Annotated in this window: 12 protein-coding genes; 8 read left to right on the top strand and 4 right to left on the bottom strand. The window is 44.6% G+C overall.

Annotated elements, in window-relative coordinates; genetic code table 11:
• Nucleotides 1-53: 53 nt before the first annotated feature.
• Complete coding sequence (locus tag IEV61_RS11250) at nucleotides 54-1,457, bottom strand: tetratricopeptide repeat protein (protein WP_188416746.1); 1,404 nt, start codon at nucleotides 1,455-1,457, stop codon at nucleotides 54-56.
• Between the two features lie 392 nt (nucleotides 1,458-1,849).
• Here IEV61_RS11250 and IEV61_RS11255 point away from each other — a divergent pair, with 392 nt between their 5' ends.
• Complete coding sequence (locus tag IEV61_RS11255) at nucleotides 1,850-3,496, top strand: S8 family serine peptidase (protein ID WP_188416664.1); 1,647 nt, start codon at nucleotides 1,850-1,852, stop codon at nucleotides 3,494-3,496.
• Nucleotides 3,497-3,598: 102 nt separating this feature from the next.
• On the opposite strand, the gene IEV61_RS11260 is transcribed toward IEV61_RS11255, so the two are convergent.
• Nucleotides 3,599-4,462, bottom strand: a complete 864-nt coding sequence (locus tag IEV61_RS11260; RefSeq protein ID WP_188416666.1) for an alpha/beta hydrolase — start codon at nucleotides 4,460-4,462, stop codon at nucleotides 3,599-3,601.
• A gap of 215 nt (nucleotides 4,463-4,677) precedes the next feature.
• On the opposite strand from IEV61_RS11260, the gene IEV61_RS11265 reads away from it, so the two are divergent.
• The 7 genes from IEV61_RS11265 (at nucleotide 4,678) to IEV61_RS11295 (ending at nucleotide 12,408) form a co-directional block, all read left to right on the top strand.
• Nucleotides 4,678-5,661, top strand: coding sequence for a pyruvate dehydrogenase complex E1 component subunit beta (locus tag IEV61_RS11265; RefSeq protein ID WP_188416668.1), 984 nt, complete (start codon nucleotides 4,678-4,680; stop codon nucleotides 5,659-5,661).
• Between the two features lie 190 nt (nucleotides 5,662-5,851).
• Nucleotides 5,852-6,592 carry a tyrosine-protein phosphatase gene (locus IEV61_RS11270; RefSeq protein ID WP_188416670.1) on the top strand — a complete coding sequence of 247 codons (741 nt, stop codon included), beginning with the start codon at nucleotides 5,852-5,854 and terminating at the stop codon, nucleotides 6,590-6,592.
• Nucleotides 6,593-6,669: 77 nt separating this feature from the next.
• Nucleotides 6,670-8,238: a glycoside hydrolase family 28 protein gene (locus IEV61_RS11275; protein WP_188416672.1), complete on the top strand. Its 1,569-nt coding sequence runs from the start codon at nucleotides 6,670-6,672 to the stop codon at nucleotides 8,236-8,238.
• A 100-nt stretch (nucleotides 8,239-8,338) separates the two neighbouring features.
• Nucleotides 8,339-8,983 carry a (2Fe-2S)-binding protein gene (locus tag IEV61_RS11280; protein ID WP_188416673.1) on the top strand — a complete coding sequence of 215 codons (645 nt, stop codon included), beginning with the start codon at nucleotides 8,339-8,341 and terminating at the stop codon, nucleotides 8,981-8,983.
• On the top strand, nucleotides 8,980-9,960 hold the full coding sequence (locus tag IEV61_RS11285) for an FAD binding domain-containing protein (RefSeq protein WP_188416675.1): 981 nt from the start codon (nucleotides 8,980-8,982) through the stop codon (nucleotides 9,958-9,960). The genes IEV61_RS11280 and IEV61_RS11285 overlap by 4 nt, the downstream gene beginning before the upstream one ends.
• 12 nt (nucleotides 9,961-9,972) lie before the next feature.
• The gene (locus IEV61_RS11290) at nucleotides 9,973-12,144 is read left to right on the top strand and encodes a xanthine dehydrogenase family protein molybdopterin-binding subunit (RefSeq protein WP_188416677.1); all 2,172 of its coding nucleotides are present in this window, start codon (nucleotides 9,973-9,975) and stop codon (nucleotides 12,142-12,144) included.
• Nucleotides 12,145-12,252: 108 nt separating this feature from the next.
• On the top strand, nucleotides 12,253-12,408 hold the full coding sequence (locus IEV61_RS11295; RefSeq protein ID WP_188416679.1) for a glycine zipper domain-containing protein: 156 nt from the start codon (nucleotides 12,253-12,255) through the stop codon (nucleotides 12,406-12,408).
• Nucleotide 12,409: 1 nt separating this feature from the next.
• On the opposite strand, the gene IEV61_RS11300 is transcribed toward IEV61_RS11295, so the two are convergent.
• Entirely contained in the window at nucleotides 12,410-12,922 is a 513-nt protein-coding gene (locus tag IEV61_RS11300; protein WP_188416681.1) for a hypothetical protein, read from the bottom strand.
• Nucleotides 12,923-12,979: 57 nt separating this feature from the next.
• On the bottom strand, nucleotides 12,980-13,513 hold the full coding sequence (hpt, locus tag IEV61_RS11305; RefSeq protein WP_308472325.1) for a hypoxanthine phosphoribosyltransferase: 534 nt from the start codon (nucleotides 13,511-13,513) through the stop codon (nucleotides 12,980-12,982).
• Between the last annotated feature and the right edge of the window lie 51 nt (nucleotides 13,514-13,564).

Below are 13,564 nucleotides of genomic sequence, written 5' to 3' on the forward strand. Positions count from 1 at the left end.
CCTAACAAAAAGGCCAAAACTTATGGTTTTGGCCTTGATACGAAGTATTTCCATTAACGTGTATACCGGTTTATAATATCCAGTATCACTTTATTCTTTTGTAATTGAGGCAGGTAATCAAACAAAATGTAATGCTTATCCGGGTCTGATGTTAAGGCCAGTTCCAGGTTAGCCAACGCTTCGTTATAATCGCCTTTGGCAAATAGGTAGGCTACCATACGGTAGTATAGTTCGGCTGCTTCGGGGTTGTTTTTAATGGCATTGGCAATTACCTCAGTAGCATCTACCAAGCGTTCCTGCTCATACAAAATGGAGGAATAATCCAGCCATGCATCCACATCAAGCGGATTTAACTCTACCACCTTTTCGTAGGCTATTTCCGCTTCGGGCAGGTGACCAAGTTTATACTCTGCGTCGGCAATGGCAAACCAGTAATCGGCGTTAAGGGCATCTATATCTAAAGCCTTGCGGTAAAAATGCAGGGCCTCAAAGTAGCGCTCTTCAAAATCGAGCGTTACGCCAATACCAAACCAGGCATCAGCCAGTTTGCTGTCCATCCGTACCGATTTTTTGTAGAAAGACCGGGCCTCGTCCATTTGCTCCAGCTTTTCGTAGCATTCGCCAATAGCGCAATAAGTATCGGCATTGGGTTGTTCGTACTCAAAAGTTTGGCGGTAAACCTCAATGGCTTCAGCATATTTTTCCAGGTTAACCAGGGCGTTACCTTTGTTAAAGTAGGCTGAGGCAAAGCTGTCTTTAATTAAAATGGCATAATCGTAAGCATCTATAGCTTTTTCAAAAAGGCTCAGTTTAGTAAAGGCATTACCCAGGTTATACCAGGCGGCATAGCTATAAGGCTCATTATCTATATACTGCTGGTAAAACTGTATGCTCTCCTGCTGATTGTCTATCACATCATAACAAAAAGCCAGTTCGTACAAGGCGTCCTGGTTTTCCATATTTTGTTTCAGGCACTCTTTGAGGTAATGAATGGCCTGCTCATAATCGCCCATGTTTTGGTAAACGTAGGCTATGTGCAGCAAAATATCGTCGGTTTCTTCGGCCATATTCAAGGCCTTCTCGTAGTTTTCGAGTGCCTCGGTGTAGCGGTCCATACTTTCGTACAAGTTACCGCGAATTATATAAATATCTGCGTCCGATGCTTCTAACAGCGCGGCTTTATCCAACGCGGCAAAAGCCTCGTTAACCTTGCTGGTAACTACTAATAACTGAGCTTGTTTTATTAAGAACACCGCGGCAAAGGGGTGTTGGTTTTTTGCGTATTCTACTACCTGCAACGCCTTGGTGGCATCATTCTTTTCTATATAATAATCAATAATGTTCTCAAATGCCTGTGCATCAAAAAAGTACTGATCATGATTGCGGATCATCTCCTCATATCGCTCTACCGAAAACTTGGGGTCTTCCGTAAAACCAAATTCATATTCATCTTCCATCTGATCGTATTTTACAACTATAGCTTCAATATAAGCAATTTTGGCGGATATCAAAGCTGCAATTGAGTTCAAATTACAACTATAAGGTACGGTTTAATAATTTAGTTTTCAACATTGAAGCAATGTTAACATTTAAAAATGCAACTAATTGATAATGAAATACAATTATTCGGCCAATAATTACAACCTGCTGCCGACCCAAATGTATAGGTTTAAGTGTTGCGTAACACCATACAAGGGTTGCAAGTTGGCTCATATTTCCTATAATTATTAAACGTTATGCGCATTGCTTTGTTATTGCGTGGCCGGTGTGGGATGTTTTATAACAATTATTACATCAAATAGCCGTTAACAAAACAATTATTTATATCTTCTCGAACAATTAATCTATAATGAACATATACGCTAAATACCTTTTATCTTGTACAATTAGCAGTGCTTTACTGGCAGGCGCACAAGCTAATGCTCAAACTGCCCCTAAACCGGCCGAACCCGAATTGCCAAAGAACTGGCACGCCATGGATCTTAAAACTCAGGGTTATTTTGGCATTAGTCTTAACAAGGCCTACTTAGCTTTAAAAGGCAAAAAGAGCAAACCGGTAGTAATAGCTACCATAGATAGTGGTATTGATACCGCTCAGGCAGATTTGAAAGCCGTGCTGTGGAAAAACCCTAAAGAAATACCGGGTAACGGTAAAGATGACGATGGTAACGGTTACATAGACGACATACACGGCTGGAATTTTTTAGGCGGCCCCGGCGGTAAATGTGATTTTACCGAAACCACCGAAGAGGTGCGTGAATACAACCGCTTAAAGGGTAAGTATCTGCAATTAACCGAAGCCACCGCTCCGGATAAAAAAGAGTTTGCCTACTGGCAAACCGTGCGCACCACTTACGATTCTACCTTAACTAAATCGAGCAGTGAGAGCAAGCAGTTATCGCAAATGATGAATGTGCTTATGATCACCAGCGGTTATGTGAAAAAAGGGTTGAACTTGCCAGCTAACGGTACCTTTAAACTGGCCGATTTGGACCGCCTGAAAAGCGCCAATGACACTTTAGCTCAAAGCAAAAACGTATGGACTTACTTTTTTACCGAAGAAGGCCCGACTTCTACCAACGATAAAATTATTAAAGAACTGAGCGAATACCTCACCAAGCTTAACAACGATATTAACCCCGACCTGGAAGCCCGCCAGCGCATTGTAGGCGATGACCCTAACGTGTGGGATACCAAGCCTTATGGCAGCGGCTTACTGAAGTTTGATGATGCATCGCACGGTACGGGTGTAGCCGGACTAATGGGTGCCGTACATGGTAATAAATACGGTATCGACGGCGTGGCCGATAATGTGCGCATTATGGCCATTAAAGCGGTTCCTAACGGAGATGAATACGATAAAGACATAGCCAAGGCTATTAGGTATGCAGTAGACAACGGCGCCAAGGTGGTAAACATGAGCTTTGGTAAGAAGATATCGCCTCATAAAAAATGGGTTGACGATGCCATTAAGTATGCCGGCGAGCATGATGTGCTGCTGGTACAAGCTTCGGGTAATGATCACTTGGATGTAGATGTTAAACCGGAATTTCCGAACGATATGTTTGAGGATGGAACTACCGATGCAGATAATCTGCTAAGCGTTGGTGCATCATCGGCCCGTAAGGGTGAAAAGCTGGCCGGCGATTTTAGTAACTATGGTAAAAATAATGTAGATGTATTTGCACCGGGTGTAAAAGTAACCTCAGTTGATAAAGACGCTGAGTTTAATACGGCCGATGGTACCAGTTTTGCATCGCCTATTACAGCTGGTGTTGCTGCCTTGCTGCTGGAGTATTATCCTGACTTGAGTGCTAAACAATTGAAGCAAATCATCATGCAATCGGCTAAACCATTAACCGGTACTATGGTGTTTAAACCGGGAAGCACTACCGAAAAGGTTGATTTTACCACACTAAGTAAAAGCGGAGGCATAGTAAACGCCTATGAGTCGGTTATTTTAGCAGGAAAAGTTAAAGGCGAGAGGAAAAGATAAGAAACCCCTCCCAAACCGTACCCGGGAGGGGGGCTTTTGAATGATAATCTTGTAATACTAATAAAATTTGGAAAGCGGACTTAGTTCCGCTTTTGCATGCTATTAATCTACCACGTGCGGCTTTGTGTAGGCCCAGGCCAGTGCTTTAAGCATGGTGGTGGGCTTGCCGGTTAAGTGGGTAACCTTATTTTGAATAATGGAATGCATATCCAGGTTAGGGTAATTGCGGTTTTTCAGTTGCTGCACCATTCGCTTGTTGGGCTCAATCATTTCCGGGGTTTCTAATTCGCCTACTTCAATAAACACATGAACAGGAAGATCTTTATGGCTGGCCGCGTAAGCTTTCTCATAATCAAATATCTTCCCGTTATCATAAGCTAAAGCCGGACTACCGATCAGGATATTTTTGAATAATTGAGGCTTTTGAAATAAAACATAAGTAGCAAATAAACCACCCATAGAGTATCCGTAAAGCGTGCGGTTACTGGCATCGGCTTTATAATTCGCACTTATGTAGGGGAGCAGCTCCTTTTCTATGAACGGCAGGAACGCACCGGCGCCGCCGCTTTTAGGGATGCCGGTAATGGCGCTGGGTGTAAAATCCTGGTTGCGCCGGTTGCCGGGTGTGCCTATGCGGCCACCATCGCCAATGGCAACTACAATAGGCTCAGTTATGTGGTATTCGGCCATCAACAAACCTAAATACTCTAAGGTGGGTGCAAAATCATTAGCGCCATCCACTACAAACAGTACCGGGTAGGGCGTCTTTGATGTTTCATAACCATCGGGTAAATGAATGTCAATTTCATAATCGGCTTTAGCATACGCCGAATGCATTACCTGGTGCTGCGATTGAGGAATGGTAACCAGTGGTAAGTGTTGCGTTTGTGCATTGGCATAACGCACGCTCAAGAAGCTGTAGATAACGCCAAGCAGTAATAATGGTTTAGTGAAATTGGTTGTCATAAATGCAAGGTTTACAGATACTAAGGTAAATTAAAATAATGGTGCGGCAACGTAAATTGTAGCCGCTATTTGTTTGCGATAGTGCTGTATTTGTAAAGTTTTTATAAAACAACGCCTGTGCGTTAGTTTAAGCGGTAATTACTTTGCCAAGCCCGTTGTTTTTAACCTGCCATTAATTATATTTGCCACGGAAAATTTTCATTTTTAATAATATAATGAGAGAAATACAATTCAGAGAAGCGCTTCGTGAAGCAATGAACGAAGAAATGCGTAACGACGCGAATATATACCTGATGGGTGAGGAAGTTGCCGAATATAACGGTGCTTACAAGGTTAGTCAGGGCATGTTAGATGAATTTGGAGCCAAACGCGTTATTGATACGCCCATCTCTGAGCTGGGTTTTGCCGGTATAGCTATTGGTTCGGCCATGAACGGTTTACGCCCAATCGTAGAGTTCATGACTTTCAACTTCTCGCTGGTGGCTATTGACCAGATCATTAACGGCGCTGCCAAAATGATGAGTATGAGCGGTGGTCAGTTTTCGGTGCCTATCGTATTTCGTGGCCCAACCGGTAACGCAGGTATGTTAAGCTCTCAGCACAGCCAGTGCTTTGAAAACTGGTATGCCAACTGCCCGGGCTTAAAAGTGGTTGTACCATCAAACCCGGCCGATGCTAAAGGCTTATTAAAATCAGCCATTATTGATCCTGATCCGGTTATTTTCATGGAGTCGGAATTAATGTACGGTGATAAAGGCCTTGTACCTGAAGAAACTTACTACACCCCAATAGGCAAAGCTGCCGTAACCAAAGAAGGTACTGATGTTACCCTGGTAGGCTTTGGCAAGATCATGAAAGTGGTTAACGCTGCTGCTGCCGAATTAGAAAAAGAAGGCATCAGCGCCGAGGTTATTGACCTGCGTACCGTTCGCCCTATTGATTATGATACCGTAATTGCATCAGTTAAGAAAACCAACCGTTTGGTACTGGTTGAAGAAAGCTGGCCTTTAGGTTCTATTGCAACCGAAATAGCTTTCAAAGTACAAAAAGATGCATTTGATTATTTAGATGCTCCTGTATTGCGTATTATGGGCGGTGACGTTCCATTGCCTTACGCACCTACTTTAATTGCCGAATACCTGCCTAATCCTGAGCGTGTAATCAAAGCTGTTAAAGAAGTAATGTACGTAAACAAGTAACCAACAACACATGATATAAAAAGGCCCGCTAATTAGCGGGCCTTTTCTGTTTTGGGATATTTGGGTGCGAAAAACACAGGTCTGTCAAACCTTATGCTTTAAAATGCCTTATAGAGCAGACTGTTTAGCTTTATCGGGTTAAAAAAGTATTTTTGTTACGCCTGATAAGGTTAAGTCACACTGTAGTATTATGTTCGGATTATTTAGTAAAAGTAAGAAACAGCCCCAGGAAACCTTTGATTATGATTTCGTATCGGTTGATATGCACTCGCACGTGCTGCCCGGCATTGATGATGGCGCCCAAACGGTAGAAGATTCAGTCGTGCTGATCAGGGAAATGATGGGGCTGGGTATCAAAAAAATAATTGCCACGCCGCACATCATGGCCGATTATTACCGTAATAATGCCACCACCATTAACAATGCCCTGCACCTGCTTCAGGAACACTTAAAAGCCGAACACATAGACATCAAAATTGAGGCGGCGGCAGAACATTACTTTGACGAGTTTTTTATGCAGCTGATCGACAATGACGAGTTAATGCTGATTAACGATAAGTATGTCTTGTTTGAGCTTGCCTTTACCAGCAAACCGCCAAATCTTATACACACCATCCAAAAAATAACCGATAAAGGTCTCATTCCAATCCTGGCGCACCCCGAACGTTATCCTTACCTAACGTTACAAGAGGCCGAAAGCGCGCGCAGCTGGGGTTGCCGCTTACAAATGAATACGATTAGCCTAACCGGCTATTACGGCAAAGGCGTTAAAATTAGTGCCGAGGCATTGGTAGATGCCGGCTTAGTCGATTTCATATCGAGCGATATGCACCATCCGCGCCATGCGCAAGCCTTTAAACATGCGCTGCAAACCACTTACCTTAAAAAGTTAAAAGACGAAGGCAAACTACTTAATCAGGAGCTGCTATAATAAATAGCTGATAATTAGTAACCCCCGCATTGCGGGCACCGTATAAACCTTCATTAGGTGACTGATTATTGGTATTAATGAAGGGTTTTATTTCGCTCATATGCGTGCTTTTGCTGTGTATAGCCAAAGGCGCACAGGCCAAAACATACGATATTAACAATTATGGTGCAGAGGCCGATGGTAAAACGCTCAATACATTTGCCATAGAAAAAGCGGTTAACGCCTGTACTCCCGGCGATACAGTACTGATTCCCTCAGGGCGGTATTTGACTGGTACTGTTCATCTCAAAAGCAACATCACGGTATATCTTGAAAAGGAAAGCGTACTCATAGGCAGTACACGCCTTACTGATTATGAGGGTAATGGTTCCACCGGCTATCACGGCATTTTTTATACAACCGGTGCTCAAAATATAAATATAGCCGGCCAGGGAATTATAGAGGGCAACAGCCAGGCATTTCTTAAACCGGCTGATTTAGTTGCTTTTACTGATACAGCATTGATAAGGTATACACGGCAGCAGGGCAAATATCGTAGCGGACTTACTCCACCGGCTTTGATTGCTCCCAATAATCCGCAAAATATATGCTCATTTATTGGGTGCAAACGTATATCTATCAGGAACATCAGCCTGCTTAACGCGGCCGGGGCTGCAATGTGCTTTGTGGCCTGCGATGGAGTATCGGTATCGGGTGTTACTATCGAAAGCCCGCTTAAAGTGGTTAATGTTTCGGGTATTGTTATAAACGGTTGCAAACAGGTTACCATAAAAGGTTGCGGCATACGCTCGGGCGGAGATGCTATATTGATACACGGATTTAGCGAGGGGCCGGCACAGGTTGTTCCATCGCAAAATATTGCTATCACTAATTGTGCTTTGCAGTCGTACTCAACGGCTATTAATATTACCGCCCTAAATCAGGCTTCAGTTGTTGGGATTAAGGTAAGCCAGGTTAACATCATGCCTTCGGGCAGAGGCGTAGGGCTTTTACTTCGCAACGCCGGCTCGCTCGAAAACATGAATTTTAACGATCTGTACATCGAAACCAAACTGGGTTACGGTAGTTGGGAAGTAAATGGCGAACCTATTCATATGTCGGCCGTTGCAGGTACAGATTCTGCTAAGCTGGGTGTTGTTAACGGCATTACTTTTAATAATGTTTTTTGCGTTAGCGAAAACCAGATACTACTGTACGGCTCGGCGCAAAGCATGATAAAGCAGGTGCAGTTTAATGATGTGGTGCTTCAAATCAAAAACAGCGCTTATAATAATGCAATGGGCGGTAATGTAATGCTATGGGGCAACGCCGATAAAAATGCGCGTTTGTTTGCCGGCAATATACCGGCTATTGCCGCCACTTATGTAACCGGTTTAAGCCTCAACAATATGAAGATTAGCTGGCCGGATAGTGCTTTGCCTCCTTACTTTACAGCAGGTATCCGAATCAGTAATTTTAAAGATGTAAAAATAAGGCGATGCTTGGTAAAGGCTGCCTCGCCAGGTGTAAATACACATGCCATAGCTTTACTTGACGGTAGTATGGCCATAGTTGATGCAGGCGATGTAAGCCGTACCCGGGTGCAGGATAACAAGCCCGTAAAAGGCGGCTTAAATCTCGCAAATCAAAAAACGGTACGTCAATAATTGCGGTTGCAGAAGCTTTCTGGAATCGATATAAATTAGATTTTTATTAACACCTTATTCAAAAAAACAGGTAGTTTGGTATAGTAAATCCAATTACCTTATGGAAGACCAGAATAACGGTTTCTTAGCTGATGATAACGATCAGCCGAAAGAAAATCCAAGAAGAAATTTCCTGAAACAAACCTCCCTGCTTACGGCCGTAGCATTAACGCCGGGCGTAGCAGTAAAGGCTGCCGAAAATCACTTCGACGAAAAAGTGGCTGCTGCTTTTGAAAAGCTGCCGCTTAATTTAACGGTGAACGGCACCGCCCATAAATTATCTATAGAACCCCGCGTAACCCTGCTCGATTTGCTGCGCGAACAACTGGACCTAACCGGCACCAAAAAAGGCTGTGATTACGGTCAGTGCGGTGCTTGTACCGTTCATGTAGACGGCCACCGCGTAAACTCCTGCTTAACTCTGGCCATGATGGTTGACGGTAAGAAGGTGACCACCATTGAAGGCTTGGCCAAAGGCGACCAATTGCACCCTATGCAGGAAGCCTTTATAAAACACGATGGTTTCCAATGTGGGTATTGTACGCCGGGGCAAATCATGTCGGCCGTGGCTTGTGTGCGCGAAGGTCATGCTAATTCGGAAGGTGAGATCAGGGAATATATGAGCGGTAACATTTGCCGTTGTGGCGCTTACCCTAATATTGTGAACGCCATACAGGAAGTAAAGAACGGAGGACAACAGGTATGAAGCAGTTTCAATACATACGCCCCGCCACACAGCAAAGCGTATTAGAGGCCATAGCTAAACCCGGCACCCAAATCATAGCCGGCGGCAGCAACCTGGTGGATTTGATGAAGCATGGTGTAATGTCGCCCGATAAACTGGTAGATATTAACAAACTTCCGCTTCGCGGCATTACTCCTGCCAAAAGCGGTTTGCATATCGGTGCATTGGCATTAAACAGCCAGGTAGCGGAGGATAAACAGGTAAAAGAAAAATTCCCGCTGTTGTCGATGGCATTGAATGCAGGTGCATCGGCACAATTGCGTAACATGGCCACCGTTGGCGGTAACATGATGCAACGTACGCGCTGCCCATATTTTTACGATACCTCCATGCCTTGCAACAAGCGCATCCCTAACTCAGGTTGTGGTGCGCTGGAAGGCTTTAACCGGATGCATGCCATCTTTGGTGCCAGTGATAAATGTATTGCCGTGTATCCTTCAGATATGTCGGTAGCGCTGGCTGCGTTAGATGCAACGGTATTAATTGCCGGTCGTAAAGGACAACGACGTTTGCCTTTTACAGACTTTCACCGCCTGCCGGGTAACACGCCCGAGATAGATAACAACCTGGCTAAAGACCAATTGATACTGGCGGTTGAAATACCTGATAACAATTATGCCAAGCACAGCTACTACTTAAAAGTGCGCGACCGTGCATCATATGCCTTTGCGCTGGTATCGGTAGCGGCTGCGCTGGATATTGACAATGGAACTATCCGCGGTGCTCGTTTAGCAATGGGTGGTGTGGCACACAAACCATGGCGCTTAACCGAGGCCGAAAAATCGTTAGTTGGCAAACCGGCTAACATGGCAAGTTTTGAACAGGCTGCACAAATTGCTATGCAAGGCGCTAAGGCGTATAAAGACAATGCGTTTAAACTACAGTTAGGCCCCGCTACCATTACCGAAGCTTTACAACATGCCGCAGGTTTAGTCTAACCCATTATCACCATGAAAGAAGAACAATTACTCAACATACCTGGCGACTATACTGACGGCATAGACCGTGTAGATGGCCGTCAGAAAGTAACCGGTGCTGCCAAATACTCGGCCGAGTTTAACCTGCCGGGTATGACCTATGCGGTGTTTGCTACCAGTAACATTACCAAAGGGTCTATTAAAAGTATAGATACCAAGGCCGCCGAACATGCACCCGGTGTACTCAAAGTAGTGACGCATTTAAATGCGCCTAAGCTGCCGGGTTACGAAACTGGTAAAGACCCCAGCAAACCGGCAACCGGTGGTGGTCCGCTAAAGTTATTTGTTGATAACAGCATCAAATTTAACGGCCAGCCTATTGCCATGGTAGTGGCCGATAGCTTTGAACGCGCTACCTTCGCGGCATCGTTGATCAAAGCCGAATACACAAAAGAAGCACATAACACCGATACGGCCAAAAGTTTGGATAAAGCCGCTACCCCCAAAGGCCCGCGCTTTTCCGATTACAAACGCGGCAACCCCGACGATTGGAAAACGGCCCCGGTAAACCTGGAGGCCGAATACATACTGCCTACCGAGGTGCATAACCCCATGGAGCTAAGTGCCATTGTAGCCAATTGGACGGCTGCCGACAAAGTAGAAGTATACGATAAAACCCAAGGTGTAAAATCTACCCAAAATGCCATTGCGCAAGCATTCAAGCTTCCGCCCGAAAACGTGCATGTAACCACCAAGTTTGTAGGTGGTGCCTTTGGTAATGCCCTGCGTACCTGGCCGCATGAAATTGCCGCAGTAATGGCCGCACAATTGGTAAAGCGCCCCGTAAAACTGGTGTTAACCCGCGAGCAGCAATTTAACTCGGTAGGGTACAGGCCTTACACCTGGCAAAAAGTAAGTATAGGCGCTACCGCCGATGGTAAATTAACGGGCATTATCCACGAAGCACGTGCGCAAACTTCCACTTTTGAGGAGTTTACCGAGGGTACCGTGAATATGACCCGCTTTATGTATGCTTGCCCAAGCGTGGGTACTATCTATAAAGTTATCCCGGTGGATGTGAACACCCCAACCTGGATGCGTGGTCCGGGCGAAGCTACGGGTTCTTTTGCGCTTGAATCTGCTATTGATGAACTGGCTGCCAAACTTAACATGGACCCCATTGAGTTGCGCGTAATAAACCATGCCGATACCGACCCCGAGAACGGCAAGCCTTTCAGCTCTAAGAACGTGAAAGAAGCTTACCAGATGGGAGCGGATAAAATTGGCTGGAAAAACCGTAAGAACAAACCTGGTTCAGTACAGGAAGGTGGCTGGCTGGTAGGCTATGGCATGGGTTCGGGCGTATTTGGCGCTGGCCGTGGCCGTGCCACCGTAAGAGCTACTATGCAGTCTAACAGTACCCTGTTGATACAAACCTCGGTGACCGATATCGGTGTAGGTACAGGTACCGCCATGACGCAGATCGCATCAGAGGTGTTTGACAACTACCCGATCAAAAAGATCGTTTTCGAACTGGGCGATTCATCGCTGCCGCCATCGCCAACACAGGGTGGTTCTATGATCACCTCAACCGTAGGTGGCGCCGTTCATGATGCCTGTACTGCCCTGAAGCAAAAGTTTCAGCAGGTTATAGGTAACGGGGGGACAGATAAGCCCGATTATGCCAAAGTGTTGAAAGAGAAAAACCTGCCGCAGTTGGATGTGGAGATCACCTCTTCCGGCTCGTCAGAAATGCGTAACTACTCGGCCTACTCTCACTCTGTACACTTTGTGCAGGTAAAGGTACATCCCAAAACAGGTGTGGTTAAGGTGAGTAAAGTGGTTTCCGTAGCCGATTCAGGCCATATTGTAAGCCCTAAAACAGCCCGTAGTCAAATTGTGGGTGGTGCCATTGGTGGCATTGGTATGGCTTTAATGGAAGAAGGCGTTATTGACCACCGCTACGGGCGCTATGTAAACGCCGACCTGGCCGGTTACCACGTACCCGTACATGCCGATATTCCGCAGATTGACACCCTGTTCGTAAACAAACCCGACTTTAAAGTGAATCCGATGGGTGCCAAAGGTATGGGTGAAATTGCCATCATTGGTATGGCGGCAGCCGTAGCTAACGCCATCTATAATGCTACCGGTAAACGCCTGCGCGAATTGCCTATTACGCCCGATAAGGTGATGATGGCGTAGTTCGGCTAAATGCTATTGAAGGAAGAATTTAACAAATTATCATATAAGGTTGGCGCGGCATAAATTGCAGTGCCAACCTTATTTCATTAATAACACTTATAACGTCTGATGCAAACCAAACGAAATTATTTAGCCTTAGGGCTGGTGCTGGGCGTTGCTACCGGTATCGCCTCACGCAAGTTCGTGATGTGTGTATGTATTGGCGTAGTTGTAGGGCTGATATTAAATTTATTGCAGGCGAGAAAGAAAGGCGGGGAGCGCTAAGCTATAAAGTAATAAATTCAGATATAAGGAAATTGTTGTACAGCTTTTTTTGACTATTATGCTCATTAAGGTATAAACAGTAAAGTGTAACCCATCCATTTACTTTAACCTCTTGCCTAAAGGCATCAAGCATTTGTGGTTGTAAGGACATCCATATTTTCCTGGAACCCACTTGAAATAGTAATTCTGATCCTAAAAGCTTTTCGAAATTGTTAGCGCTTGGGGTAGAAAGATTGTTTACATTTTGCATTGATCGGGCTACAGCGGTATCGATAGACCTGGTTTTTCCAAGATACTTTGCTTTAAATCTGTATTTATCAACTCTGAAATAATATTGGGGTATATTAGGTTGTTTTTCTACACTATCTGCATATAGAGTTTCGCTTTTCAGCATTTCGTCCAAGTTTACCTCAGCATACGATTTGTTCCATTTTGCCCAAATATCTTCGCTGCTTTGAGCGTAAAGATTACAACTTAAAAAGAATAAGATTACTGCTGTAAAACACTTTTTCATTAGCTATTTAAAAAAACAAATATGAAGCTCTGCCATAATCTTATCATTAGAGATTTATTAACTAATCAACCTATAAATACTCCTCAAATTTCTGCCCAGTTCTTTATAATCCAAACCGTAACCCACCACAAATTCATTTTCAATTTCAAAGCCTACATAGCGTAGTTCTTCAATAGATATTTCGAGTTTGCCGGGCTTAAGCAGTAAGGAGCATACGCGTATAGAGGCGGGGGAGTGCAGCTTTAACTTTTCTATCAGGTAGCTCAGCGTATTACCCGTATCTACAATATCTTCCATGATTACGATATGCCTGCCGCTGATGTCAACGCTCAGGTCTATATCTTCACGTATTTTGCGGGTGCTGGTGGTGCCGCCATAATAGCTGGCCAATTTGGTGAAGGTAACTTCACACGGTATGGTTACTTGCTTAATCAAATCGGCCACAAATAAAAAGCTGCCGTTTAAAACGCCTATAAAGATCGGCGTTTTGCCTTCATAGTCGGCGTTGAGCTGTGCGCTCATCAAATTAATGCGTTTGGCAATGGCTTCTTCTTCAATGAGCGGCTCAAAAGTAAGGTCGGCAATTTTCATGGTCATTATCAATTAATAACGATAGCAAAATGTGGACGGGTTGCGTAAATA

Origin of the sequence: Mucilaginibacter galii, from assembly GCF_014635825.1 — a bacterium.
Classification (GTDB): Bacteria; Bacteroidota; Bacteroidia; order Sphingobacteriales; family Sphingobacteriaceae; genus Mucilaginibacter; species Mucilaginibacter galii.

Coding starts and splice junctions, on each gene's coding strand:
- IEV61_RS11265 (WP_188416668.1), top strand. CDS start 4,678: ATGAGAGAAATACAATTCAGAGAAGCGCTTCGTGAAGCAATGAACGAA.
- IEV61_RS11260 (WP_188416666.1), bottom strand. CDS start 4,462: ATGACAACCAATTTCACTAAACCATTATTACTGCTTGGCGTTATCTAC.
- IEV61_RS11275 (WP_188416672.1), top strand. CDS start 6,670: ATGAAGGGTTTTATTTCGCTCATATGCGTGCTTTTGCTGTGTATAGCC.
- IEV61_RS11285 (WP_188416675.1), top strand. CDS start 8,980: ATGAAGCAGTTTCAATACATACGCCCCGCCACACAGCAAAGCGTATTA.
- IEV61_RS11280 (WP_188416673.1), top strand. CDS start 8,339: ATGGAAGACCAGAATAACGGTTTCTTAGCTGATGATAACGATCAGCCG.
- IEV61_RS11300 (WP_188416681.1), bottom strand. CDS start 12,922: ATGAAAAAGTGTTTTACAGCAGTAATCTTATTCTTTTTAAGTTGTAAT.
- IEV61_RS11270 (WP_188416670.1), top strand. CDS start 5,852: ATGTTCGGATTATTTAGTAAAAGTAAGAAACAGCCCCAGGAAACCTTT.
- IEV61_RS11255 (WP_188416664.1), top strand. CDS start 1,850: ATGAACATATACGCTAAATACCTTTTATCTTGTACAATTAGCAGTGCT.
- hpt (WP_308472325.1), bottom strand. CDS start 13,513: ATGAAAATTGCCGACCTTACTTTTGAGCCGCTCATTGAAGAAGAAGCC.
- IEV61_RS11295 (WP_188416679.1), top strand. CDS start 12,253: ATGCAAACCAAACGAAATTATTTAGCCTTAGGGCTGGTGCTGGGCGTT.
- IEV61_RS11250 (WP_188416746.1), bottom strand. CDS start 1,457: ATGGAAGATGAATATGAATTTGGTTTTACGGAAGACCCCAAGTTTTCG.
- IEV61_RS11290 (WP_188416677.1), top strand. CDS start 9,973: ATGAAAGAAGAACAATTACTCAACATACCTGGCGACTATACTGACGGC.